Source organism: Pantoea sp. BL1, assembly GCF_000963985.1.
GTDB lineage: Bacteria > Pseudomonadota > Gammaproteobacteria > Enterobacterales > Enterobacteriaceae > Pantoea > Pantoea rwandensis_B.
In genome coordinates this window covers 167,952-192,116 of sequence record NZ_JZRH01000047.1, presented here as the reverse complement: position 1 = coordinate 192,116, position 24,165 = coordinate 167,952, and the positions used below count along the sequence as shown (strand labels likewise).

Annotated in this window: 27 protein-coding genes and 1 other RNA gene; 14 read left to right on the top strand and 14 right to left on the bottom strand. The window is 54.1% G+C overall.

Annotation, left to right across the window (positions count from 1 at the left end; translation table 11 throughout):
• Nucleotides 1–57 precede the first annotated feature (57 nt).
• Both VH86_RS20430 and rsmS read left to right on the top strand, forming a co-directional pair.
• Nucleotides 58–303, top strand: a complete 246-nt coding sequence (locus VH86_RS20430; protein WP_034828157.1) for a GlsB/YeaQ/YmgE family stress response membrane protein — start codon at nucleotides 58–60, stop codon at nucleotides 301–303.
• A 12-nt stretch (nucleotides 304–315) separates the two neighbouring features.
• Nucleotides 316–471: a pleiotropic regulatory protein RsmS gene (rsmS, locus tag VH86_RS25275; protein ID WP_071845628.1), complete on the top strand. Its 156-nt coding sequence runs from the start codon at nucleotides 316–318 to the stop codon at nucleotides 469–471.
• On the opposite strand, the gene acrR is transcribed toward rsmS, so the two are convergent.
• Complete coding sequence (acrR, locus tag VH86_RS20425) at nucleotides 468–1,106, bottom strand: multidrug efflux transporter transcriptional repressor AcrR (RefSeq protein WP_045816338.1); 639 nt, start codon at nucleotides 1,104–1,106, stop codon at nucleotides 468–470. The two genes, rsmS and acrR, sit on opposite strands and share 4 nt — an antisense overlap.
• 142 nt (nucleotides 1,107–1,248) lie before the next feature.
• On the opposite strand from acrR, the gene VH86_RS20420 reads away from it, so the two are divergent.
• The 4 genes from VH86_RS20420 (at nucleotide 1,249) to ykgO (ending at nucleotide 6,178) form a co-directional block, all read left to right on the top strand.
• Nucleotides 1,249–2,439: an efflux RND transporter periplasmic adaptor subunit gene (locus tag VH86_RS20420; RefSeq protein WP_045833934.1), complete on the top strand. Its 1,191-nt coding sequence runs from the start codon at nucleotides 1,249–1,251 to the stop codon at nucleotides 2,437–2,439.
• Between the two features lie 17 nt (nucleotides 2,440–2,456).
• A complete protein-coding gene (locus tag VH86_RS20415; RefSeq protein ID WP_038648518.1) occupies nucleotides 2,457–5,606 on the top strand; it encodes a multidrug efflux RND transporter permease subunit AcrB in 3,150 nt (1,049 codons plus the stop codon).
• Nucleotides 5,607–5,765: 159 nt separating this feature from the next.
• Entirely contained in the window at nucleotides 5,766–6,023 is a 258-nt protein-coding gene (locus VH86_RS20410; RefSeq protein ID WP_038648520.1) for a type B 50S ribosomal protein L31, read from the top strand.
• A 14-nt stretch (nucleotides 6,024–6,037) separates the two neighbouring features.
• Entirely contained in the window at nucleotides 6,038–6,178 is a 141-nt protein-coding gene (gene ykgO / locus VH86_RS25270; RefSeq protein ID WP_008103894.1) for a type B 50S ribosomal protein L36, read from the top strand.
• 44 nt (nucleotides 6,179–6,222) lie between these two features.
• Here the strand turns inward: ykgO and VH86_RS20405 are convergent, their stop codons facing one another.
• Genes VH86_RS20405 through VH86_RS20395 form a run of 3 tightly spaced genes read right to left on the bottom strand, consistent with a single transcriptional unit; the run spans nucleotide 6,223 to nucleotide 8,615 of the window.
• On the bottom strand, nucleotides 6,223–7,101 hold the full coding sequence (locus VH86_RS20405; RefSeq protein WP_045833933.1) for a metal ABC transporter substrate-binding protein: 879 nt from the start codon (nucleotides 7,099–7,101) through the stop codon (nucleotides 6,223–6,225).
• Nucleotides 7,102–7,122: 21 nt separating this feature from the next.
• Complete coding sequence (locus VH86_RS20400) at nucleotides 7,123–7,962, bottom strand: metal ABC transporter permease (RefSeq protein WP_045816335.1); 840 nt, start codon at nucleotides 7,960–7,962, stop codon at nucleotides 7,123–7,125.
• Nucleotides 7,959–8,615, bottom strand: a complete 657-nt coding sequence (locus VH86_RS20395) for a metal ABC transporter ATP-binding protein (RefSeq protein WP_034828143.1) — start codon at nucleotides 8,613–8,615, stop codon at nucleotides 7,959–7,961. The genes VH86_RS20400 and VH86_RS20395 overlap by 4 nt, the downstream gene beginning before the upstream one ends.
• Before the next feature lie 342 nt (nucleotides 8,616–8,957).
• Between VH86_RS20395 and VH86_RS20390 the strand changes: the two genes are divergently transcribed.
• The 3 genes from VH86_RS20390 to VH86_RS20380 all read left to right on the top strand — a co-directional run bounded on the left by VH86_RS20390 (nucleotide 8,958) and on the right by VH86_RS20380 (nucleotide 10,078).
• Nucleotides 8,958–9,311, top strand: a complete 354-nt coding sequence (locus tag VH86_RS20390) for a hypothetical protein (protein ID WP_034828141.1) — start codon at nucleotides 8,958–8,960, stop codon at nucleotides 9,309–9,311.
• A gap of 146 nt (nucleotides 9,312–9,457) precedes the next feature.
• Nucleotides 9,458–9,835 carry an Hha toxicity modulator TomB gene (gene tomB / locus VH86_RS20385; RefSeq protein ID WP_034828139.1) on the top strand — a complete coding sequence of 126 codons (378 nt, stop codon included), beginning with the start codon at nucleotides 9,458–9,460 and terminating at the stop codon, nucleotides 9,833–9,835.
• Between the two features lie 24 nt (nucleotides 9,836–9,859).
• Entirely contained in the window at nucleotides 9,860–10,078 is a 219-nt protein-coding gene (locus tag VH86_RS20380; RefSeq protein WP_034828137.1) for an HHA domain-containing protein, read from the top strand.
• Nucleotides 10,079–10,205: 127 nt separating this feature from the next.
• Here VH86_RS20380 and ffs read toward each other — a convergent pair.
• Nucleotides 10,206–10,302: signal recognition particle sRNA small type (gene ffs / locus VH86_RS25265), an RNA gene on the bottom strand.
• Nucleotides 10,303–10,478: 176 nt separating this feature from the next.
• Here ffs and VH86_RS20370 point away from each other — a divergent pair.
• On the top strand, nucleotides 10,479–10,790 hold the full coding sequence (locus VH86_RS20370; RefSeq protein WP_038648530.1) for an MGMT family protein: 312 nt from the start codon (nucleotides 10,479–10,481) through the stop codon (nucleotides 10,788–10,790).
• 278 nt (nucleotides 10,791–11,068) lie between these two features.
• Here the strand turns inward: VH86_RS20370 and VH86_RS20365 are convergent, their stop codons facing one another.
• Nucleotides 11,069–11,626: a YbaY family lipoprotein gene (locus VH86_RS20365; protein WP_045833931.1), complete on the bottom strand. Its 558-nt coding sequence runs from the start codon at nucleotides 11,624–11,626 to the stop codon at nucleotides 11,069–11,071.
• Nucleotides 11,627–11,829: 203 nt separating this feature from the next.
• Here VH86_RS20365 and tesB point away from each other — a divergent pair, with 203 nt between their 5' ends.
• Nucleotides 11,830–12,693 (top strand): acyl-CoA thioesterase II, encoded by an 864-nt coding sequence (gene tesB, locus VH86_RS20360; RefSeq protein ID WP_038648534.1) that lies wholly within the window; start codon nucleotides 11,830–11,832, stop codon nucleotides 12,691–12,693.
• A 71-nt stretch (nucleotides 12,694–12,764) separates the two neighbouring features.
• On the opposite strand, the gene amtB is transcribed toward tesB, so the two are convergent.
• The 5 genes from amtB to VH86_RS20335 form a co-directional block, all read right to left on the bottom strand.
• On the bottom strand, nucleotides 12,765–14,054 hold the full coding sequence (amtB, locus tag VH86_RS20355) for an ammonium transporter AmtB (RefSeq protein WP_038648536.1): 1,290 nt from the start codon (nucleotides 14,052–14,054) through the stop codon (nucleotides 12,765–12,767).
• Between the two features lie 33 nt (nucleotides 14,055–14,087).
• Nucleotides 14,088–14,426, bottom strand: a complete 339-nt coding sequence (glnK, locus tag VH86_RS20350; RefSeq protein ID WP_007886947.1) for a P-II family nitrogen regulator — start codon at nucleotides 14,424–14,426, stop codon at nucleotides 14,088–14,090.
• Nucleotides 14,427–14,685: 259 nt separating this feature from the next.
• On the bottom strand, nucleotides 14,686–16,461 hold the full coding sequence (locus VH86_RS20345) for a SmdB family multidrug efflux ABC transporter permease/ATP-binding protein (protein ID WP_045833930.1): 1,776 nt from the start codon (nucleotides 16,459–16,461) through the stop codon (nucleotides 14,686–14,688).
• Nucleotides 16,454–18,223 (bottom strand): SmdA family multidrug ABC transporter permease/ATP-binding protein, encoded by a 1,770-nt coding sequence (locus tag VH86_RS20340; protein ID WP_038648541.1) that lies wholly within the window; start codon nucleotides 18,221–18,223, stop codon nucleotides 16,454–16,456. The genes VH86_RS20345 and VH86_RS20340 overlap by 8 nt, the downstream gene beginning before the upstream one ends.
• Before the next feature lie 24 nt (nucleotides 18,224–18,247).
• On the bottom strand, nucleotides 18,248–18,709 hold the full coding sequence (locus VH86_RS20335) for an Lrp/AsnC family transcriptional regulator (RefSeq protein WP_034828126.1): 462 nt from the start codon (nucleotides 18,707–18,709) through the stop codon (nucleotides 18,248–18,250).
• Nucleotides 18,710–18,824: 115 nt separating this feature from the next.
• Here VH86_RS20335 and VH86_RS20330 point away from each other — a divergent pair, with 115 nt between their 5' ends.
• Nucleotides 18,825–19,859, top strand: coding sequence for a PLP-dependent cysteine synthase family protein (locus VH86_RS20330; RefSeq protein WP_045813788.1), 1,035 nt, complete (start codon nucleotides 18,825–18,827; stop codon nucleotides 19,857–19,859).
• 34 nt (nucleotides 19,860–19,893) lie between these two features.
• Here VH86_RS20330 and cof read toward each other — a convergent pair whose 3' ends face one another.
• A complete protein-coding gene (gene cof / locus VH86_RS20325) occupies nucleotides 19,894–20,715 on the bottom strand; it encodes an HMP-PP phosphatase (protein WP_045833929.1) in 822 nt (273 codons plus the stop codon).
• 93 nt (nucleotides 20,716–20,808) lie between these two features.
• Here cof and VH86_RS20320 point away from each other — a divergent pair, with 93 nt between their 5' ends.
• Nucleotides 20,809–22,524 carry an SgrR family transcriptional regulator gene (locus tag VH86_RS20320; protein ID WP_045833928.1) on the top strand — a complete coding sequence of 572 codons (1,716 nt, stop codon included), beginning with the start codon at nucleotides 20,809–20,811 and terminating at the stop codon, nucleotides 22,522–22,524.
• 26 nt (nucleotides 22,525–22,550) lie between these two features.
• Entirely contained in the window at nucleotides 22,551–23,246 is a 696-nt protein-coding gene (gene queC, locus VH86_RS20315) for a 7-cyano-7-deazaguanine synthase QueC (RefSeq protein WP_038648549.1), read from the top strand.
• 71 nt (nucleotides 23,247–23,317) lie between these two features.
• Here the strand turns inward: queC and VH86_RS20310 are convergent, their stop codons facing one another.
• Together VH86_RS20310 and VH86_RS20305 are read right to left on the bottom strand one after the other, a co-directional pair.
• Nucleotides 23,318–23,725, bottom strand: coding sequence for a thioesterase family protein (locus VH86_RS20310; protein WP_038648551.1), 408 nt, complete (start codon nucleotides 23,723–23,725; stop codon nucleotides 23,318–23,320).
• Nucleotides 23,726–23,826: 101 nt separating this feature from the next.
• The gene (locus tag VH86_RS20305) at nucleotides 23,827–24,150 is read right to left on the bottom strand and encodes a ComEA family DNA-binding protein (protein WP_038648552.1); all 324 of its coding nucleotides are present in this window, start codon (nucleotides 24,148–24,150) and stop codon (nucleotides 23,827–23,829) included.
• Between the last annotated feature and the right edge of the window lie 15 nt (nucleotides 24,151–24,165).

Below are 24,165 nucleotides of genomic sequence, written 5' to 3'. Positions count from 1 at the left end.
CTGCACCTGAAATTATTTAGGGTATATACTCCCCCCTACGAATGAAGGAGGAAAATCATGACTCTAATTATGTGGATAGCGATTGGCGTGGTGGCTGGCTGCATCAAGCGCATGGTTTTTCCCGGTCGGCCGGGTGGGTTTGTTCCGACGCTGGTGCTGGCGGTGATTGGTGCGTTAATTGGGGGTTACATCGCCACCTATTTTACGACGGGTGATTTAGCGACGTTGCATCCCGCTGGCTTTGGAGTGGCACTGCTGGGCTCAATTTTGATGCTGCTGGTGGCAGCAAAATTACGTATTTAACAAGGAGAGAGCATGTCACTGGAAACTGCATCCGATGAGATCAAACTGGCAGTGGATTTGATTCAACTGCTGGAAGAGAACCAGGTGCCGACCGCAACCGTGTTAGCCGCGCTGGCGATTGTCCAACGCGATTATCAGCAGAAACAGGCAGCAGAAGGCACCGATTAGCGCGCCCCAGACAAAGTCGGACTCAGCCGCAGCATATCCAAAAATGCATCGACCAGTTGCGGCGCCTCCGCTGCCAGATCAAACGCCTGCGGATTAAACAACCAGTTTTCCATCATGCCGTTGATATAACCGCACATCAGACGCGCCGATTGCAACGTGTTCAATCTCGCAGGTAACTGCCCGACTTCGATACACTCACGTAGCACCAATTCAATTCGGTCGTAACACTCAAGCAGTAAACTTTGACGCATATCCTGTAATGTCGACATTTCACCCACGAATTCACATTTATGAAAGATAATCTCCATTAGTGCGCGTCTTTGAGGATCCTTTGCAGTGGCGTCAAGGATATAGATCAACATTGAACGAATAACAGAAAGTGGATCACCCGGGTATTTTGTCTGATACTCAAGTTCCACATCGTCAAGCCCAGCGTCACACCGAAGCCAGATTTCATGCAGAACATCGGCTTTATTTTTGAAATGCCAGTAGATAGCACCGCGCGTTACGCCGGCCGCTGTTGCGATATCTGCCAGGGATGTGGCAGCCACACCGTGTTCAGAGAAGTGTGCTAAAGCGGCATCCAGAATTTGGTTCCGCGTTTCAAGTGCTTGCGCTTTGGTTTTTCGTGCCATAGAGGACTTTTTTTACAAACTGGCAAGTTTACATACATTTGTGAATGTATGTACCATAGCACGACCCGTGTTTTAACGCAGCAATGGGTTTATCGGTTTGTGATCCATTGATCATTTGATATCGGACACTAGAGGTTTATTTATGAATAAAAACAGAGGATTAGCGCCTCTGGCGGCCGTCCTGATGCTTTCAGGCAGCTTTGTGTTAACAGGATGTGATGATAATAAATCCCAGCAAGCCGCCCAGCAGCAGCCCCCAGAAGTGGGTGTTGTGACGTTAAAAAACGAGCCTTTGAAAATTACCACCGAATTGCCAGGTCGTACTTCGGCATTTCGCGTGGCAGAAGTGCGCCCTCAGGTGTCAGGTATTATTCTGAAGCGTAATTTTGAGGAAGGTACGGATATCAAAGCAGGCGTTTCCCTGTATCAGATCGATCCGGCTACTTACCAGGCGGCTTATGACAGCGCCAAAGGCGATTTAGCACAGGCGCAAGCCAATGCACACGTCGCGCAGTTAACCATCAAGCGTTATAAGCCGCTGCTGGGTACCAAGTACATCAGTCAGCAGGACTATGACACCGCTGCGGCAACCGCTGCGCAGACGGCTGCTGCGGTTCAGGCGGCGCAAGCCAACGTGGAAACCGCACGCATTAATCTGGCTTATACCAAAGTCACTTCGCCGATCAGCGGTCGCATTGGTAAATCGTCAGTCACTGAAGGCGCTCTGGTCTCCAGCGGTCAAACCACTGCACTGGCAACCGTGCAACAGCTCGATCCGATGTATGTCGATGTCACCCAGTCCAGTGATGATTTCCTGCGTTTGCGCGCAGAACTGGAATCCGGTCAGCTGAAACAGAATGACGGCAAAGCCAATGTCACGCTGTTGATGCAAAACGGTAACGCATATACGCAGCCAGGCACATTGGAATTCTCTGATGTGACCGTGGACGAAACCACCGGATCGATCACGCTGCGCGCCATCTTCCCGAACCCGGACCACCGCCTGCTGCCAGGCATGTTTGTGCGTGCGCGTCTGGATGAGGGGACCAATCCAACCGCATTGCTGGTACCGCAACAGGGCGTAACCCGTACCCCAACCGGTCAGGCAACCGCGATGGTGGTTGGCGCAGATAATAAAGTGGAAGTCCGTAACATCACCGCTAATCAGGCATTTGGCGACAAATGGCTGGTAACGGATGGCCTAAAAGAGGGCGATCGCGTGATCACCGTCGGTCTTCAGCGTGCCAAGCCAGGTGCGCAGGTGACACCACAAGAAGTCAAAGATGATGCCAAAGCAGCGCCGGAATCACAGTCTGCTAAATCATCGTCCTAAACAGGAGCCACTGATACATGGCTAAGTTCTTTATCGATCGCCCCATTTTTGCCTGGGTGCTTGCCATCATCATTATGCTGGCGGGTACCCTTGCGATTATCAGTTTGCCGATTGAGCAATATCCCAATGTTGCGCCGCCGGCCGTTGAAATCCAGGCAACTTACCCGGGTGCTGATGCGAAAACGCTGCAGGATTCGGTAACCCAGGTTATCGAACAAAACATGAACGGCATCGATGGCCTGATGTACATGGCCTCGAGCAGTGACTCGTCCGGTACCCTGACCCTGACGCTGACCTTCCAGTCCGGTACTAACGCTGATATCGCGCAGGTACAGGTACAGAACAAGTTGCAGCTGGCGATGCCACTGCTGCCGCAGGAAGTTCAGCAACAAGGTATTCAGGTTAAAAAATCCTCCAGCAGCTTCCTGATGGTAGCGGGCTTTGTCAGTGATGACGGCAGCATGACGCAGAATGATATCTCTGACTATGTTGCTTCCAACATCAAAGACCCGATCAGCCGTACGCCTGGCGTCGGTGATACTCAGGTGTTTGGTGCGCAGTACGCGATGCGCATCTGGCTGGACCCACACAAACTGAACAACTACCAGCTGACGCCGGTGGATGTGATCAGTGCGTTGGGCACCCAGAACACCCAGGTCGCCGCCGGTCAGTTGGGTGGCACACCGCCCGTCCCTGGCCAGCAGTTGAACGCCTCGATTATTGCGCAGACCCGTCTGACCAATACCGAAGAGTTCGGCAATATCATGCTGAAAGTGAACCAGGACGGCTCACAGGTGCGCTTGCGTGACGTGGCGAAGATTGAACTCGGTGGTGAAAACTACGAGATCATCGCCCGCTACAACGGCAAACCGGCTTCGGGTATCGGTGTGAAACTGGCAACCGGTGCGAATGCGCTGGATACCGCCAAAGCGGTGAAAGATGAGCTGGCCAAACTGCAGCCGTTCTTCCCGTCAGGCATGAAAACCGTTTACCCGTACGACACCACGCCGTTCGTTAAGATCTCGATCTTCGAAGTGGTGAAAACGCTGTTTGAAGCGATCGTGCTGGTGTTCCTGGTGATGTATCTGTTCCTGCAGAACTTCCGCGCGACCTTGATTCCAACCATCGCTGTTCCGGTCGTGCTGTTGGGTACCTTTGCCATCATCAGTGCATTCGGTTACTCGATAAACACGTTAACGATGTTCGGTATGGTGCTCGCCATCGGCCTGCTGGTGGATGACGCCATCGTGGTGGTGGAGAACGTTGAGCGTGTTATGGCGGAAGAAGGTTTACCGCCAAAAGAAGCGACGAAACGTTCGATGGAACAGATTCAGGGCGCGCTGGTCGGTATTGCTCTGGTGCTGTCTGCGGTATTTATTCCGATGGCCTTCTTCGGCGGCTCTACCGGGGTTATCTATCGTCAGTTCTCGATCACCATCGTTTCCGCGATGGCGCTGTCAGTGTTGGTTGCGTTGATTCTGACCCCAGCACTCTGTGCCACCATGCTGAAACCGATCAAGAAAGGCGAGCACGGTAAAACCACCGGCTTCTTTGGCTGGTTTAACCGTCTGTTCGACAAGAGCACCAACCACTACGTCGATAGCGTTGGTCACATCGTGCGTAGCACCGGTCGTTATCTGGTGATCTACCTGGTGATCGTAGTCGGTATGGCGTATCTGTTCCTGAAACTGCCCACCTCCTTCCTGCCGGAAGAGGATCAGGGTCTGTTACTGGCGCAGGCGCAGTTGCCAGCCGGTGCAACCCAGGAACGTACGCAGAAAGTGCTGGACCAGGTGACGGATTACTTCCTGAACAAAGAAAAAGACAGCGTTAACTCCGTATTTACTGTTAACGGCTTTGGCTTTGCGGGACGTGGTCAGAACACCGGTATAGCCTTCGTCAGCCTGAAACCGTGGGATGAGCGTGGCGATGCCAGCCTGAAAGTGCCCGCGATTGCCGGACGCGCCATGCAGGCGTTGGGTCAGATCAAAGATGCAATGGTCTTCCCGTTCAACCTGCCAGCGATTATTGAACTGGGTAACGCCACCGGCTTCGACTTCATGCTGACTGACCAGGGTAACCTCGGTCACGAGAAGTTGACCGCCGCGCGTAACCAGCTGTTTGGCATGATTGCCCAACATCCGGATACGCTGGTGGGCGTGCGTCCAAACGGTATGGAAGATACACCGCAATACAAACTGATCATCGATCAGGAGAAAGCGCAGGCACTGGGTGTGTCGCTGTCTGACATCAACACCACGCTGGGCGCTGGCTGGGGTGGCTCTTACGTCAATGACTTCATCGACCGTGGTCGTGTGAAGAAGGTATACGTGATGGGCCAGGCTGACTCACGTATGTTGCCAGATGACATCAGTAAATGGTTCGTGCGTAACAGCTCAGGCACCATGGTTCCGTTCTCGGCCTTCTCTTCGGCGAAATGGCAGTATGGTTCACCGCGTCTGGAACGTTACAACGGCTTGCCTTCAATGGAAATTCTGGGTCAGGCTGCTCCAGGTAAGAGCTCCGGTGATGCCATGAACCTGATGGAAGAGCTGGCGGGCAAACTGCCTGCGGGTATCGGCTACGACTGGACGGGTATGTCCTATCAGGAACGTCTGTCCGGTAACCAGGCCCCTGCCCTGTACGCCATCTCGCTGATTGTGGTGTTCCTGTGTCTGGCCGCGTTGTACGAGAGCTGGTCGATTCCGTTCTCCGTTATGCTGGTCGTTCCGTTGGGTGTGGTGGGTGCATTGATCTTTACCACCCTGCGCGGGCTCAGTAATGACGTCTACTTCGTGGTGGGGCTGCTGACAACCATTGGCTTGTCGGCGAAGAACGCCATCCTGATCGTTGAATTCGCCAAGGATTTGATGGAGAAGGAAGGGAAAGGTTTGGTGGAATCAACACTGGAAGCGGCACGTATGCGTCTGCGTCCAATTCTGATGACCTCACTGGCCTTTATCCTGGGTGTTCTACCGCTGGCCATCAGTACCGGTGCCGGTTCCGGCGCACAGAACGCCGTAGGTACCGGCGTAATGGGCGGCATGGTCACTGCAACCGCGTTGGCGATCTTCTTCGTGCCTGTGTTCTTTGTGGTGGTACGTCGCCGCTTTGGTAAAAACAAAGCGGAGATTGAGCAAGGCCATCCGGTCGAGCACAAACACTAAGTTGTCACCTGTTGAAAAGGCCGCGCAAGCGGCCTTTTTTATTGCCTGAACGCCGCCCTTCACCCGACCATTCAATACCCTTACTGCGATCGCGGTTGCAATCAATTCGCTGCAGGTTCATACTATTGTTATATTATAACATTACATGGGAGTGCAGTTATGAAAGCCAATATCCATCCTCAATACCGTCCCGTGGTGTTCCATGACACTTCTGTCGATGAGTATTTCAAAATCGGTTCCACCATTAAAACCGAACGCACCATTGAGTTTGAAGGTGAAGTGCTGCCTTACGTGACGCTGGATGTCTCGTCTAAATCCCACGTCCACTACACCGGCAAGCAAAAAGATCTCACCAAAGAAGGCAGCGCCGCACGCTTCAACAAGCGTTTTGGCAGCTTCCTGACGCGCGGTAATTAATCAGGAGTTCACGCATGCAGGTTTTAAGTTCATTACGGTCTGCCAAGACCCGTCACAAGGATTGCAAAGTCGTGCGTCGTAAAGGTCGCATTTACGTGATCTGCAAAACGAATCCGCGCTTTAAGGCGGTTCAGGGAAGAAAAAAGAAAAGGTAGGAAAGTGTCGTGATAATTGGCCGGGATGCTCCCCGGCCTTTTTTTTACTTCATGCTCTGCAACATAACATCGACGTTGTGCTTGAAGGCAGCAACATAAGTCGCAGCAGGACCGTTCGCCTCGGACAACGCTTCTGGATAGAGTTCACCACCTGGCTGTGCGCCGGTTTCGCTGGCAATCTGTTTCACCAGACGCGGATCGGTCTGATTCTCCATGAAGTAAGTCTTGATGTGCTCGGCTTTCAACTGCTTGATAATCGATGCCACATCGCTGGCACTGGCTTCGGCTTCAGTGGAGAAACCGACTGGCGCCAGGAAACTCACACCATAACGCTGGCCAAAGTAACCAAAGGCATCATGGCTGGTCAGCACTTTACGCTTGCTCTTTGGCACTGCAGCAAACTCCGTTTTCGCCCAGCTATCCAGTTTCTCCAGCTGCTGAATATAGCTTTCACCGCTCTTGCGGATATCCGCCGCATCTTCTGGATCGGCTTTAATCAGCGCATTCATCACGTTGGTGGCATAAATCACGCCGTTGTGCATGCTGTTCCACGCGTGTGGGTCCGTCACGGTTTTGCCGTCTTCTTCCATTTTGCGCGTGTTGACGCCGTTGGAGGCGACCACAATCGTGCCTTTATAACCGGAGGCGCTGATCAGGCGATCCATCCACCCTTCCATCCCCAAACCACTCACAAATACCACATTGGCTTTAGCCAACGCCTGGCTATCCTGTGGCGTGGGTTCGAAGGTATGGGGATCACCGTTAGGCTGCACCAGCGATTTCACGTTAACGTGATCGCCTCCGACTTGCTTAACGATATCGGCCAGCACGGTGAAACTCGCCACGACATCCACCGTTTTTGCCATGGTCAGTGGGCTAATAAACATGGCGCCAATCGCCAGGCTCAGCGGTAACTTCTTCATTCGTATCCCCTAATTGTATAGTTATCGACGGCGCAGCAGGCCGCCACACGGTCCTGTTAAAACAGAAAGCAAAAACAGTACGGCAGCACTCAGCACCACCGCCGGACCAGCGGGCAGTGAGAAGTGCCAGGAAAGAATTAACCCCACCAGCGCGGCGATCATCGCCAGCAGCATGGCGATGCCGAGCATGCAGGCAAGATGGCGACTCCAGAAACGCGCGCTGGTCGCCGGTAACATCATCAATCCCACCGACATCAACGTGCCGAGCACCTGAAAACCCGCCACCAGATTCAGCACGACCAACATCAGGAAGATGCCGTGGACGATCGGCGCGCTCCACTTGCCTTGAGCACGCAGGAAATCCGGATCGAACGCATCGATCACCAGCGGGCGGAAAATCACTGCCAGCATCAGCAAAGTGAAAGCCGCGATGCCGCCCACTAGCAGGATGGCCGCGTTATCGACGGCCAGCAGTGAACCGAACAGAACGTGCAGCAGATCGACGCTCGATCCGCGCAATGACACCAGCGTCACGCCCAGCGCCAGCGAGCCGAGATAAAAGCCTGAGAAACTGGCGTCCTCTTTTAAGGGGGTGTAGCGACTGACGGCACCAGAAAGCAGCGCAACGGCTAATCCCGCAATCAGCCCGCCGATGCCCATCGCCACCAGCGATAAACCGGAAACCAGATAGCCAATCGCCGCGCCAGGCAGCACCGCGTGGGAGAGCGCATCACCCACCAGACTCATACGACGCAGTGAAAGGAAAACACCCAGCGGCGTGGCGCTCAGCGCTAATGCCACACAAGCCACTAACGCGCGGCGCATAAAACCAAATTCGATAAACGGTTGAATCAATGTCACGAGGCCACCCTGCGCAGCAGTGGGGTTTGAGCGGAGTCAGCATCGTCGAGCGACAACACATCTTTGAAGTAACGCGCAACCAGTGGGCGATCGTGCAACACCACTAATAAGGTGGTGCCCGCCTGCTGCTGCTGCTCGAGGATTGACATCAACAGCGTGACGGTTTGCGTATCGATGCCATTAAAGGGTTCATCCAGCAGCCAGACTTTACTTTGCTGCAGCATCAGGCGCGCAAACAGCACACGTTGCAACTGGCCGCCGGAAAGCATAGAAGGCTGCGCATCGGCGAAATCACGCATCTGCACGGCATCCAGTGCGGCATCGATCTCCTGTCGCATCGCACGATTGATGCCACCAAACCAGCCGCAGCGCGGCCAGCATCCCATAGCAACCAGTTCATAAACGGTAAGCGGGAAACGAGTTTCTAACTCACTACGCTGCGGTAACCAGCCAAGCGCCTTAGGCGAAATCTTTAATTCGCAAGTCCCTGCAATAGGTGGCAACAGACCGGCGATGGTTTTCAGTAGCGTGGATTTTCCGGTGCCGTTCGCGCCGATTAATGCCGTCATGCTGCCTGCCGCCAGCTCTCCGGTCACTATCGGCGTCACCGCTTGTCCCTGATAGCCGCCCTGCAAGCGATTGAAATGCATCATTTCTGCATTCCCCAATAGATAGCCAGCGCCAGGAACGCGATAAGCAACAGCGCGACCATTAAGCGACCGCTGAGTGAGAGGAGTAAACCACTGTGATTCATGGCGGGAGACCAAATACGTTATAACATAACAATTATACTACCCGATCTCCCTGACGCGACGCCCGGGAGAAAGTGTTTCAAAAGTTAACCATTCGGCGCTTCCTCTGTGGCTATCACTGGATCTGAATCGATTGAGTGATAAATCCCATCGCAACGATTACGTATTCTGCACAGAGTTAACTTGCAATATTTGGCGAGAACCCTAATGATAGATTCATCCTCCTTTTTTACCGGAAGCGAAATGCAGTCTATTATTCATTGTGATATTGCTGTGGATGAGGACGATTGCGAGAAGTTGCAGGCTATTATCCAGGGGAATATTCTCAAAATAGCCGAAGCCCTGGCAGGTGATTTACAGTGGTATTCTCAAAACGCGCAATTAGTTCCCGACAGTTTTAAGATTATTTCCATTCAACCGCACGACAACAATCGATTTAAAATGCTTTACGATTTTAAGTGGGATTTATTTAATCCTTGCCTGGATTTAAATGAAACATCTACCCAGCATGAAGAAGTTTTGTTCCAGATAGTACCGGGCGCACTGGTGTTTTCAGTGATAGACAATACCCGCCCCTCGCCAGCCGACGAATTGTAATATTTGGTAATCGAGGTGAGCAAAGCTAATGAATGTGGATTATATTTAAGGAGTCGCTGAATTCTTAATATTCGTGATCGCTTCCTGATAGCTTTTCCAAATCTCGCCGCGCTGCGGTCACTGTGCAAGCTCTGGAGGGGAAAAAGATGGACGAATACTCACCAAAACGGCATGATATTGCCCAGCTTAAATTCCTGTGTGAGAACCTGTTTGACGAAAGTATGGCGACACTGACTGACAGCCATCACGGCTGGGTGAATGACCCTACTGCGGAAAGCAATTTACAGCTCAACGATTTGATTGAGCATATCGCGTCTTTCACGATGAATTACAAAATTAAGCACGTTGAAGATGAAGCGCTGATTACGCAAATCGATGAATATCTTGACGATACCTTTATGCTGTTTAGCAGTTATGGAATCAATACTCAGGATCTTCAACGGTGGCAACGTTCAGCAAGACGCTTATTTAATCTGTTTGCCGAAGAGTGCGCTTTTCTCCAACAACCCAGCCATTCCTTTTAGCATCAGAGTGAGACCGGTTTATTTATGAGCAACCAAGCCTTAACCAAAACAGACTATTTGATGCGACTGCGTCGTTGTCGCTCAATTGACACCCTTGAACGGGTGATTGAAAAGAACAAGTACGAATTATCTGACAACGAGCTCGCGGTATTTTATTCTGCTGCCGATCATCGCCTTGCAGAACTGACGATGAATAAGCTTTACGATAAAGTACCGGTTTCTGTCTGGAAGTTCGTCCGCTAACTATTTTTATCCGCTGATCGTTACGCCCTCTTTTCACTTCAGGGAATGATTCACAGGCAAAGGAGTGCCAGCGTTTCGCTGTGTACTGATTTCTTGAGGATTTTTTCGGGAGTAGAAATGGTGGAGGCCCTGCCAGCTACATCCCGGCACACGCGTCGCCTGCTGCGGCTGCTTCCTTCCGGACCTGACCGAGTTCACAAGTTAGCGTTGCGGGAGAACCAACAGGGCCCCCATTGACGAGCTCTCTTTCGAGAGCGCAGGCATTATCAAGTAACCCCCTGGCAATTGCAAGCGCAGGCCGGGTGACCGTTGTTTTCTTGAACAGCTCTCCAGTAAAACCCTGATTCTCGCCCTCCCGGCATGCTAAAGTCGGCATTTACTCGCTGAATCAGGTGCGTGCATGAACGACACAAGCAACTTTTCCGAGCGCGTCTGGCAAATCATTGCCGCGATCCCCAGAGGCAAAGTCACCACCTACGGCGATATCGCCCTGCTTGCCGGCTCACCGCGTGCCGCAAGACAAGTCGGCGGCGTATTACGTCGCTTACCCGAGGGCAGCAAACTGCCATGGTTTCGCGTCATCAATCGCCATGGCCGTATTTCTCTGCAAGGCGATGATCTCTTCCGCCAGCGTGATGCGCTGGAAGCCGAAGGCATCGAAGTCAGTGATGCCGGTGAAATTGAATTAGAGAAGTATCGCTGGAAGTACTAAGCGCACCCATGCTGAGGTGCGGGCAAGCAAACTGTGAAGTCAGGCATCAAGCCAAAGATAAAAGTGACGAGCACTCTGGGACAATCCGCCGATGTCACTCACAAACTCGCACCCATGCTGAGGTGCGGGCAGGCAACGCTGTGGAGTAAAGCGTCACACGCCATGGATGGCGTGTGCCGAGCGATCAGGGACGAGACAGCGGCTTTACGCAACAGTGTTGCCTGCCCACACACTCCCCCGCCCTGTTTTTAGGCGTAAAATCCACGCCCCTGCTTATACTACATACTCGTCGGCGCAGGCACCGAAGCGGAAGGCACCACCTGCGTTGGCGACGTTGACGGCACCGTGGTCGCTGCGCCAGGCTTGGTTTGCATCGCCATATTTGTCACTGGCACCAGCAACAGCTCCGCTTTCGTACCGCCCTGATTGATTACCGGCTTCACGGTATCGGTAATAAACGCCAGTTTGCCATCAATAGCGATAGCGGCACTTAACAGAATCCGCGCATTCGGCTGAATATCGGCCGGGTTAAACGGCAGCACAAACTGGAACGGCGCCTGTTTCCCTTCAGTACGCACCACATGCTGCGCCAGCACTTTCGATGGTGCATCGGCCAGTGAAGCGTCGGACAGCGTCACGGTTAACACTGCATCCGGCGGCAACGCAATGCGCTGACGAAAGTACACCGAACCACTAACATTAGGCTGCGTAATCGCGGCCTGCTGCCCCGCAACGGCCGAGCCCAGCGTTGGGGTGGCCACCGGCTTACTGTGATCGGCACAGCCAGCCAATGCTGCCGCCAGCGTCACACCGCTAATAACATGCCAGAGTTTCATCGATGTCGTCTCCTTATGAACACTATGATTGTCGGCGGACAATTTGTTGGGTAGCTTTTCAACCGCCGAATGTCCTTAATTCTGGCACAAAAACCGGATTGCGCCCAAAAGCACTGCCAGCTCGCTGAAATCACGGCAAAATCATTGACGGAAACTGGTCGGATCTTTCACACTGACGCAATTGCCCCCCTGAGGAATCTGCTATGAGCCAGGCACTGCAAAACCTGCTTAATTTACTCGATCTCGAAAAACTCGAAGAAGGCTTGTTTCGCGGCCAAAGTGAAGATCTCGGCCTGCGCCAGGTATTTGGCGGCCAGGTCGTCGGTCAGGCGTTATACGCAGCAAAACAAACCGTGCCGGAAGAGCGCATCATCCACTCTTTTCACAGCTACTTCCTGCGCCCTGGTGATAGCGAAAAAGCCATCATCTATGATGTCGAAACTCTGCGCGACGGCAAAAGTTTTAGCGCGCGTCGCGTCAGCGCGGTGCAAAACGGACAGCCGATCTTCTATATGACCGCCTCGTTCCAGGCGCCGGAAAGCGGATTTGAGCACCAGAACAGCATGCCGCCGGTGCCAGGCCCGGACAATCTCCCCTCAGAGCAGGATCTGGCGCAAAAACTGGCGGCCCATTTACCGCTCAAACTCAAAGAAAAGTTTCTCGCTGAGCGTCCGCTGGATATCCGGCCGGTGCAAATCCATAACCCGCTTAAGGGCCGTGTCGATGAGCCGATGCGCCAGGTGTGGATTCGTGCCAACGGCAAGCTGCCGGACGATCGCCGTATTCATCAATACCTGCTGGGTTACGCCTCGGATCTCAACTTCCTGCCTGTGGCGCTACAGCCGCACGGGAAAGGCTTTTTGGAGCCTGACATGCAGGTGGCGACGATTGACCACTCCATGTGGTTCCACCGCCCGTTCGATCTCTCAGAGTGGTTGTTGTACAGCGTGGTGAGCACCTCAGCTTCAGGCGCACGTGGGTTTGTACGTGGGGAGTTCTACACGCAGGATGGAACACTGGTCGCGACCACGGTTCAGGAAGGCGTCATGCGCCAGCGCGACGCATAAAAAAAGGGGCGATATTATCGCCCCCTCGTCTTTTTATAGTTTTAGCGCACTGCTCTTCTACCGCTCATTTCTTACTGGTTGTAAGCGTTCTCGCCGTGGCTGTTCACATCCAGACCTTCACGTTCCTGATCTTCTGGAACACGCAGGCCAACGATCATATCCGCCAGTTTGAAGCCGATGAAGGCGACAACACCTGACCAGACGATGGTCACGCCGCAGCTGAACAGCTGAACCCAAACCTGATGGCCCATGGTCACGCCTTCTGCGTAGCCCACGCCGCCCAGTGAAGAGGAGGCGAACACACCGGTCAGAATACAACCCAGGATACCGCACACGCCGTGGACACCGAACACATCACATGGGTCATCCACGCGCAGCCATTTCTTCAGGGTGGTCACACCCCAGATGCCTGCCAGGCCACCGGCCAGACCGATAATCAGCGCGCCGCCGACACCGACATAACCACAAGCCGGGGTGATAGCAACCAGACCGGCGATAAAGCCAGAACACGCACCCAGCAGAGAAGGTTTGCCACGCATCGCCCACTCACCGAACACCCATGACAGCACCGCACCTGCAGTCGCCACAACAGTGTTCAGGAAGGCCAGGGCTGCGATTTCATTTGCAGAAGAAGCAGAACCGGCGTTGAAGCCAAACCAGCCCACATACAGAATCGCAGTACCGGTGAAGACCATTGGCAGGTTGTGCGGTTTGAACGCTTCTTTACCGAAGCCAGCACGTTTGCCCACCAGATAAGCACCCACCAGACCCGCAACTGCGGCGTTGATGTGAACAACGGTACCACCCGCGAAGTCCAGCGCGCCGTCTTGCGCCAGCAGACCGCCAGCCCACACCATGTGTGCGATTGGCAGATAAGAGAGCGTCAGCCAGACCACCACAAAAATCAGTACTGCTGAGAAGCGAATACGTTCAGCAATCGCGCCCACAATCAGGCCCACGGTGATACAGGCGAAGGAAGCCTGGAACGCGACGTGGATATACTGATAGAAGCTGCCCATCACCGCTTTCAGCTCGATATTTTTCAGCATCGCCCACTGGAAGTTACCGAAGAAGGCGTTGCCCTCGCTGAAGGCCAGCGAATAACCGTAAATCACCCACAGCACGCAGACTAATGCGAAGGTCACGGCAACCTGGGTCAGCATCGACAGGACGTTTTTACCGCGAATCAAACCGCCGTAAAACAGGGCGATGCCCGGAATCGTCATAAACAGTACCAGAGCGGTACAGATCATCATAAAGGCGTTATCCGCTTTGTCCGCAACGGCAGGAGCTGCCGCCATGGCCAGAGACGGTAACAGTGCCAGGCTGGTGAGGCCCAACTTAGTCATCATTTTATTCATTTCTTTCCATCCCATCACAATTCAGAGCCCCAGTTACAGTGCTGCTTCGTCGGTCTCGCCGGTACGAATACGAATAACGCGCTGCAGTTCTGCGACGAAGATTTTGCCGTCGCCAATTTTGCCGGTGTAAGCGGCTTTGCTGATGACATCCACCACTTCATCGAGTTGATCGTCCGCAATCGCGATATCAATTTTAACTTTTGGCAGGAAGTTCACGCTGTACTCGGCACCGCGGTAAAGCTCTGCGTGACCTTTCTGGCGACCAAACCCCTTCACTTCGGTAACAGTCAGTCCCTGAATGCCAATGGAGGATAAAGCTTCACGCACGTCCTCCAGCTTAAATGGTTTGATTACCACGGTAACCAGCTTCATACGTTCCCCTCCAGATAATAAATTGAGTGAGTCTCGCGGACACGAGGAGATATAAGCAAACGCTGTGCCATAAATGAAAAAAGGGAAGCAGTCAGTGGCCTGGACGCGCTATATCGCGCTTCGTTATGTGATGGGTGGCTCAGTTTGGGAACAGGACAAAAGAAAGGTGTTGCAATATTGCACTCCTTTGGTGCTTTCAGCCTCAAAGGAGTGCATCAATACAGAACAATCCGATAAATCTGCGCAAAAAAGGTGCAATTCACCCTTCTGCTTGAGCGGGTATGCTCGCCGCGAGTTCATCACCCGCCTGCTGTAGCTGATACATCTGCCAGTAACGACCCTGTTGAGCCAGCAACTGTGCATGCGTGCCCCGCTCGGCAACCTGACCACGGTGCAATACCAAAATCTGATCCGCTTCAGTGATAGTAGAAAGACGGTGCGCAATCACCACCAGCGTGCTGTGCTGGCGTAGTGCACGCAGCGCATGCTGAATCGCCTGTTCGGTACCGGAATCGATATTTGCAGTCGCTTCATCAAGGATCAAAATTTGTGGCAGCGAAACCAGCACTCGCGCCAGCGCCAGCAACTGTTTTTGCCCGACCGACAAATTGTTGCCTTCTTCACCCAGCCGCGTGTGAATGCCCTCTGACATCGATCGTGCCAGCGGGGCGAGCTGCACTTTTTCCAGTGCCTGCCACACCTGCTCTTCCGGGATATCGCGTCCCAGCCGCACGTTGGCTAACAAGGTATCAGCCAGCACCACCGGATCCTGCTGCACCATAGCGACGCTTTGGCGTAGCGCTTCATGCGTCAGCTGCGGTAAGGGGCGACCATCCAGCTCGATGCTGCCGCGTGTCACCGGATAATATCCCATCAGTAAATTCGCCAGCGTACTTTTGCCACTGCCTGTATGCCCCACCAGCGCCACAAAACCGCGCGCCGGCACCTCGAGGCTGATATGGCTCAGTACATCCCGATTGTCGCGGTAGGCAAAACTGACATCGTGCAAGGCAATTCGCCCTGAGGCCAACGGCAGGTTATCCGTGCCGTATCCCTGTTGAGTGGCATCCATCAGTTCGAAGATACGCTCGCCGGAAACCACCGCCTGTTGCAGCATCGATTGTTGCGTGGTGAGCTCAATCAAGGGTTCGTTCAGTCGTCCCAGATAGGTAATAAAGGCGTAAAGCACGCCGACCTCAAACACCCCGGGCGTGGCAAAGCTGAACAGCATCAGCAGCCCACAGAGGATCACTGCCGAAAACAGACTCAGCAGCGGACGCAACAAGAAACCGTCCAGTCGCAGGGTTTCCATGCGCGCCAGATAGTGTGAGCGGCTGGCCTCGCCCATGCGTTCACCAAAGCGCGCCTGCTGGCGAAACTGCTGGATCACGCTCATACCGTTGATCACTTCATTGAAACCATTATTGATATCCGCCAGATAGCTACGCACACGACGCGCAATCGGCGTGCTGTAACGCTGATAAATCAGCATCACCGTGAGTACCAGCGGGAAGATGACAATCGCCACCAGCGCCATTCGCCAGTCGAGCGAGAACATCGCCACCAGCATTGCGCCAATCAGTGCCGCACTGCGCAGCACGGTAGCCACCACCGTGACGTAGAGATCTTTAATCACTTCGGTATCGTTGGTAACGCGCGAGATAATCTGCCCCACCGGCTGGGTATCAAAGGCGCTAAGCGGCTGACGCAGTGCCGCGTTCATCACGTCCATGCGTAACTGCTGCACCACACCAATCGCCGCGCGATTAAACAGCAGCGCCTGGAAATAGTGCAAACCAGCAGCCAGCAGTTGCAGCAAAATAAAGCACACCAGCAGCCCAATGGCGATGCCCCAGGGCATCTGGTGTTTTGCCACCAGATTATCAATGAAGTAGCTCACCAGCACCGGGCCGGTGACTTCTGCCGCCGCCGCAATCCACAGCATGCCGACCGCCAGCCACAGCGATTTTCGCCAGGGTTTGCCGTATGACAGCAGGCGTTTCAGGGTTGGCCACAAACGTTGCGATTTAGCCATGATTCGCCTCCTCTGCGGTTTCATCTTCATCCAGCGCCGCTTCGAGTTGCTGATAGCGGTACATATCGCGATACCATCCCTCTTTCGCTAGCAGGCTGTCGTGATCGCCGCGCTGAGTCACCGCACCTTGTTGCAGCACCAGAATTTCACTGGCCTCGGTCAACGCCGATAAACGATGCGCGCTGATGATCAACGTGCGGCCTTTGCCCCACTGCCGCAGGTTGTGCAGGATTTCATGCTCTGTGCGACCGTCCACCGCGGATAGTGCATCGTCGAGGATCAGGATTTCCGCATTCAGCAACAGCGCGCGGGCAATGGCAATACGCTGTTTTTGACCACCGGAAAGCATCACGCCGCGCTCCCCCACTTCGGTGTCATAGCCCTGCGGCAGACGCAGAATGTCATCGTGTACACAGGCCATGCGCGCCACGCGCTCAATTTCTTCCTGAGACGCATTCGGACGGCCCAGCGCCAGGTTATTAGCCACGGTATCGGAGAACAAAAACGGCGTCTGACTCACCACCGCCAGCCGACTGCGCCAGCTATCGAGTCGCAGTTGCGTTAGCGGCAGGTTATGGTAGCGAATGTCACCCTGGTCGATGTCGAAATGACGTTGAATCAGACTTAGCAGCGTGCTTTTACCACAGCCGGTTGGACCGCACAGCCCCAACATCTGCCCCGGTTTCAGTTGAAAATTAACATGGCTCAGCGCCGCGCCTGCGTTAGCGGGATAATGGAATTCACGAATGGCGACCTGTAAATCGCCAGCGTCGTCGGGGAGGACTTTCTGCCCATCCTCCACCGCCGGCGCTTCCGCCAATAGCGCGCGAATGCGGCTCCATGCCGCGCTCCCACGTTCAACGATGTTGATCATCCACGCCAGCGCCAGCATCGGCCAAATCATCAGTCCCAGATACATCACGAAGCTGGTGAGCTGACCCAACGTCAAACTACCGTGCCACACCATCCAGCCACCGCCCGCAATCGCCAGCAGGTTAGAGAAACCCACGGCGATGTAAATGATGGGATCAAAACGTGCATCAACACGCGCCACATGCAGGTTTTTCTTGCCGGTGTCGCGCGCAATGTCAGCAAACTGTTGCGATTGATGATCTTCCAGACCAAAAGCTTTGATCATCCGAATGCTGGTAAGGCTCTCCTGTGTTTGATCGTTCAGGCTGGAGAAGGCCGCCTGGGCCACTTTAAAGCGCTGATGCAGACGCGAACCATCTTTCTGAATGGCAATCGCCATCAGCGGCATCGGGATCAGCGCCAGCAGCGTCAGTTCCCAGCTGATTTGCACGCTCATCACCACCAGCACCACTAAGCCCATGACCAGCGAATCCACCAGCGTCAGGACGCCCTCACCGGCGGCAAATACCACGCGATCCACGTCATTGGTGGCGCGCGCAATCAAATCGCCCGTGCGATGGCGTAAATAGAACGCAGGATGCTGGCGACTCAACTGGCGATAGAAATCTTCCCGTAATTCAACTGCGAGCTGGTAAGACGCGCCAAACAACAGCACACGCCAGACATAACGCAGCAGATAGACGATCACCGCTGTCACCAGCATCACGCCAATCCACATAAAAAGTTTGCCGCTGCTTAAGGTGTGTTGCGTTACGCCATCAACAATCACGCCGACCACATGCGGCGGCAGCAGTTGTAATAACGCAATCACAATCAGCAAGCTGACGGCACCCAGATATCGCCGCCACTCGCGCAGGAAATACCAACTTAATTGGCTGAATAATCGCACAAGACGCTCTCTTTCTGTGCCCGTTCAGGGCGCTACCGGCAACGCGGTGGTGTATTTAATCTCTTCCATGGCGAAACTGGAGGTCACATCAATCAGGCCTGGCACGCCATTCACCAGACGTTTATAAAATGCGTCGTAACTTTTCATATCGGCCACCTGGATGCGCAGCAGATAATCGTACTCCCCGGCCATGCGATAGAATGCCATCACTTCAGGCATCTGCTGCACCACGGCAACAAATTGCTGAAACCAGTCGCTGCTGTGCTGTTGTGTTTTGACAAACATGAAAGCGGTGAGAGAAAGACCCATCTTCTCCCCATCCAGCAGCGCCACGCGCGCACGAATAATGCCATCATCTTCCAGCTTTTTCAGGCGTTTCCAGCACGGCGTGGTGGTGAGATTCACCGCATCCGCCAGGGCTTGCAGCGATAACGTGCAATCCTGTTGCAGTATCGCCAGCAAAGTGCGGTCAGTTTTATCTAGCATTCGGCGCTCCGGGAGAAAAATTTTCTCTTATTCGGGCATTATACCCGGATTAAAGCAACCTTATTTTCCTGCCAGTGCCTTACACTGTGCACAATAATGATTACGGATTCGTCACATGCAAACGCCCTGGGTTCGCCACGCCATCAATGAAATTAACGCCGATTTTCAACGCTCTGCGGATACGCATCTTATTCGCTTTGCGCTGGAGGATTTTCCTGGCATTCGCTTCTATCTCAAAGATGAAAGCACCCATCCGAGTGGCAGCCTGAAGCATCGCCTGGCGCGGTCGCTGTTCCTGTATGGTTTGGCCAATGGCTGGATCCGCGAGAATACGCCGATTATTGAAGCGTCATCCGGTAGCACGGCAGTGTCAGAAGCCTATTTCGCACGTTTGCTGGGTCTGCCTTTCATTGCGGTGATGCCCGCCAGCACCGCGAAACGCAAGATCGAAATGATCCGTTTTTATGGCGGCGAGTGCCATTTTGTCGCTGACCCTTGCCAGCTTTACAGCGAATCAGAGCGGCTGGCGCGGGAGCTCAACGGTCATTTTATGGATCAGTTCACCTATGCCGAGCGCGCCACCGACTGGCGCGGCAACAACAATATCGCTGAAAGTATTTTCCGTCAGATGGCGCATGAGCCTTTCCCTGTGCCGCACACCTTAATTATGAGTGCCGGCACCGGCGGAACCTCCGCCACACTGGGTCGCTATATCCGTTATCAGGGACACGATACGCGTCTGTTGGTGGTGGATCCGCAACACTCCGTGTTCTTTGATTTTTGGCATAGCCGCGACAGTGCGCTGCGCAACGATCGTGGCAGCATGATTGAGGGTATTGGACGCCCGCGCGTAGAGCCGTCATTTTTACCCGATGTGATCGACGAAATGATCAAAGTGCCGGATGGCGCAACGGTGGCTGCGATGCTGTATCTGGAGAAAATACTGGGCCGTCGCCCCGGCGCTTCAACCGGAACCAATTTCTGGGGCATGTTGCAGGTAGCGAAACGCATGCGGGAAAATGGCGAACAAGGTTCGCTGGTGACGCTGTTGTGCGACAGCGGTGAGCGTTATCCGGATACCTATTACAACCCTGAGTGGGTCGCGCAAAACATCGGGGATATCAAGCCGTGGCTGCGTGAGCTGCAATAAAAAACCGGACATCCTGTCCGGTTCACTGTAAGCCTCAGCATTCGGGGGAATAATCGAGGTGTGGTGTGGTCATCCAGTGATTTAAGTAATGAGACACCGCCTGTGTCTCGCAATGTCCAATAATCGGTAAATGCGGCAGCGACGATTTCAATTGATGCATGGCGTTGCCCATGATGAACCCGCTGCCAACGCGCTCCAGCATTTCGCGGTCATTCATTGCATCACCAAACGCCATACAATCCGCCATTGATAGCGACAGATGCTGGCACAGATGCGCCAGCGCCGCGCCTTTGTGGCAATCCAGCGGCAGTACTTCCAGACAATCCCACGCTGAAAAACAGATATTGGCGCGCTCGCCCAGGGCTTGTTGCAACTCTACTTTTAACGCCTGCAGCATCTCATGCGGCGCAATAAAACAAATTTTGGTCACCTCATGCGCTGACATCTGACGCAAATCGCGCAGCTGATAATGGAAGCCACTCATCACGTGCGCTTCTAATGCACCCAACAACGGTTTATCGGTGAACCAGCCCTCATCGTTGAAGATATGAATCGATGCCGGCGTTTGCCAATGCGTGTGGATCACCTCTTCGGCTACAGAAGAGGACAGATCACAGCCAAACAGCTGCTGACCTTCCAGATCGTGAATGCGTGTGCCATTGCCGGTGATCAACCAGGCCGGCAGAGTGAGCTGTTCACGTACCACCTGCACATCCATCAGATGGCGACCCGTGGCAAAGGCAAGGGTGATATCGCGCTGATGCAAGGCATGCAGGGTGTCGATGGTTTCATTCCCTAACCGGTGCGTCGGCAGTAACAACGTGCCATCCATATCAAATGCCGCGAGGCGAGCCATGCAATGTCTCCTGTCTGAGTGAGGAATCTACTATCGCCTGGTAATTACGGAACTAATAGTGAATACTTTCAGGAAACTGTTCCGGGTTTAGCCATGCGCCAACTTCATCGGGTTAATCAATTTCAGCGACTGTGGCAGCTCAGCCAGGGCGAGCCTCTGCGTTTGAGCGTTGCCGCCATGGCACAGCACTGTTTTTGCAGTGAGCGCCATGTACGTACCTTATTACGCCAGTGGCAGGATGCTGGCTGGCTGCACTGGCGCGGCGAATCCGGCCGGGGAAAGCAAGGCGAACTGACGTTTCTGATTTCCCCTGAACAACTCCGCCAACAGCTATTAACCCAACAGCTGGAAGCGGGCGAGGCGATACAGGCGTTGCAGGTACTGGATCTTCATCCTGAGCGGCTGGTGAAAATGCTGCGGCCGCTGATGGGGGGCCAATGGCAGAACCAGGCGCCGGTGCTGCGTATTCCCTATTATCGCGCGATGGAGCCGCTGCGGCCGCTGCGTCTTACCGGAAGGGCTGAGCAGCACCTGGTACGGCAGATTTTCTCTGGCCTGACGCGCTTTAATGGCGACGATGTAGAAGGCGATCTTGCGCATCACTGGCAACATGATGGCAGCGGCTGTGACTGGTATTTCTGGTTACGACCGCAGCTCAGCTGGCACAACGATGAGCCAATTCATGCGGCGCAGCTGGTTGCTCAGTTACAGCAGATTATGCAAACCGTGCGCGGCAGTCGCCTGCTGGCCTCAATCGAACATATCGAGGCGCCACATCCGCTGGCACTGCGTATTCAATTGCGTCAGAGCGACTATTGGCTGCCGCAGCGTCTGGCACACCAATACTGCCTGCTGCCACATCCTGATGCGATGGATATAGGCAGCGGTCCCTGGAAACTGACCCATTTCACTGATGAGTTGGTTCGCCTGGAAAGTCATGCTCGCTGGCATCTGCAACGACCGCTGATTCAGGTAGTGGAATACTGGATTACACCGCAGCTGTTTGCACATGGTCTCGGTACCAGCTGTCGTCATCCGGTGCAAATCGCCATTGGCGATCCTGACGAGCTGGACGCATTGCGCCCGGTCGATCACAGTATCAGCCTCGGCTTCTGTTATCTGGCACCGCGCATTTCCGCCGACTTTACTGCCGCACAGGTCACAACACTGATTGCATTAATACAACACAGTGGAGTGATTCAGCAGTTACCGTTGGATGAAGGCTTGATTACCGTAAGCAAGGAGTTGCTGCCCGGTTGGCCCGTGCCCTCTGCCGGGATGACCACCGCCAGGCTGCCTGCGAGACTGACACTGCACTACCATCTCCCTATCGAACTGCATGTGATGGCGCAGGCGCTGGTGCCTTTGCTGGCCCAACAGGGCTGCGAATTAACCTGTGTTTTTCATGATGTGAAAAACTGGCGTGACGATATCGACCTGAGCGATGCCGATGTGGTGATGGGTGACCGTCTCATTGGCGATGCGCCGCTGTTTACCCTGGCGAACTGGCTGGAGAACGATCCGGTATGGGCTCCCATACGCGCCCCGGTGCTAACCGCGCCGCTTAACGCTATCGCCCATCAGCCCAGCCCAGAGCAACGCGCGGCATTGACGCACCAGCTGTTCCAGCAGTTGATGCGTGATGGACATTTGTTGCCGCTGTTTAACTATCGCTATCAGGTGTTTGCCCCGCCCGGCGTTGAAGGCATCCAGCTCAATACACTGGGCTGGTTCGATTTCACCCGCGCCTGGATTCCACCGCCCGCGACCGCAGGGACTGTTCAGCCCGCGCCTGAGCCAGTACCATAGATGCACTGATTTTTGGGGAAATTGAGATGAAACGAGCCGTTGTCGTATTCAGTGGCGGACAAGATTCCACCACCTGTCTGATTCAGGCACTGCAACAGTATGATGAAGTGCACTGTGTCACCTTCGATTATGGTCAACGCCATCGCGAAGAGATTGAAGTCGCGGCTGAACTCGCGCACAAACTGGGTGCCCGTGCGCACAAAGTGCTGGATGTGACGCTGCTGAATGAACTGGCGGTCAGCAGCCTGACGCGCGATAACATTCCAGTGCCCACTTACGATCCTGACGCCAGCGGTTTGCCGAGTACTTTTGTACCAGGCCGCAATATTCTGTTCCTGACCTTAGCCTCCATTTACGCTTATCAGGTAGAAGCCGAGGCGGTGATTACCGGTGTCTGCGAAACAGACTTCTCTGGCTATCCTGATTGCCGCGATGAGTTTGTTAAAGCGCTCAACAATGCCGTTAGCCTCGGCATGGCGCGCAACGTTCGCTTCGAAACGCCACTGATGTGGCTGAATAAAGCCGAAACCTGGGCGCTGGCAGATTACTGGCAGCAACTGCCACTGGTGCGGGCGGAAACCCTGACGTGCTATAACGGTGTCAAAGGCGACGGTTGCGGTGAGTGCGCCGCCTGCCATCTGCGTGCGCGGGGGTTGGCGGATTACCAGGCCAATGCTGCAGCCGTCATGGCAGCAATGAAACAAAAGAGCGGTTTTAACTGATTGCGTTGAATCGAGGTTGGGACGCATTGAGCGGCTTAGGCTGGCGTTTCTGACGCCAGCTCGCTCTGCTGTTAATCGCTTTCCACCATCAACGCTGACAGACGATCACGCAACTCCCCTTCCATCGGCACCGCTTTTTGCGTGCGCAAATCGATGCAGACGAAGGTTAACGCTGCGTCCGCCACCACCGTGTTATCGCTTGCCAGCAGCACGCGCTGCGAAATAATGCCGCTTTTGCCATTCAACTGTGACACTTCGCTCTCAATATGTAATACGTCGCCCAGCACCGCCGGACGACGATAGTTAATGTTGATATTGACCACCACAAACGCCAGCTTCTGATCCATCAGCCAGTGAAAAGCATCGACATCCTCCAGCCACTGCCAGCGCGCCTCTTCCAGAAACTCGAGATAACGTGCGTTGTTCACATGCTGATAAACGTCCAGATGATAGCCGCGTACTTTGATTGTGGTTTGCATTATTGCTCCTGTTCAGACTGTGAATGGCAACTGGTATGACCTGTTGAGCATAGCACAGCCTGATTGGGTGCTTTATCAATCCTTCAAAGTCGCGACCCGCCTCACAGTTTCAGCCGACCACTGTTACGTTCCACCAGAGCATTGCCGATGCCTGGAATCTCCTTAAGCTGATCAATGGCGGTAAACGGACCATACTGCTCGCGATAACTGACAATCGCCTGAGCTTTCTTCAGGCCGATGCCGTTCATTGCGGCTGCGAGCTGTTCAGCGCTGGCTTGATTGATGCTGACCTGTCCCTCTTGCGGCGAGGATACTTGCGTCGCCTGCGTTTCGCTGGGGCTTTCGGCCGCGGACAGTCCGGTGGTATAGAGTGCGCCACCCAGCGCCAGCGTGATACATAGAGCGCGAAAAGTTGATTTCACCATGCTGTGTTTCTCCTT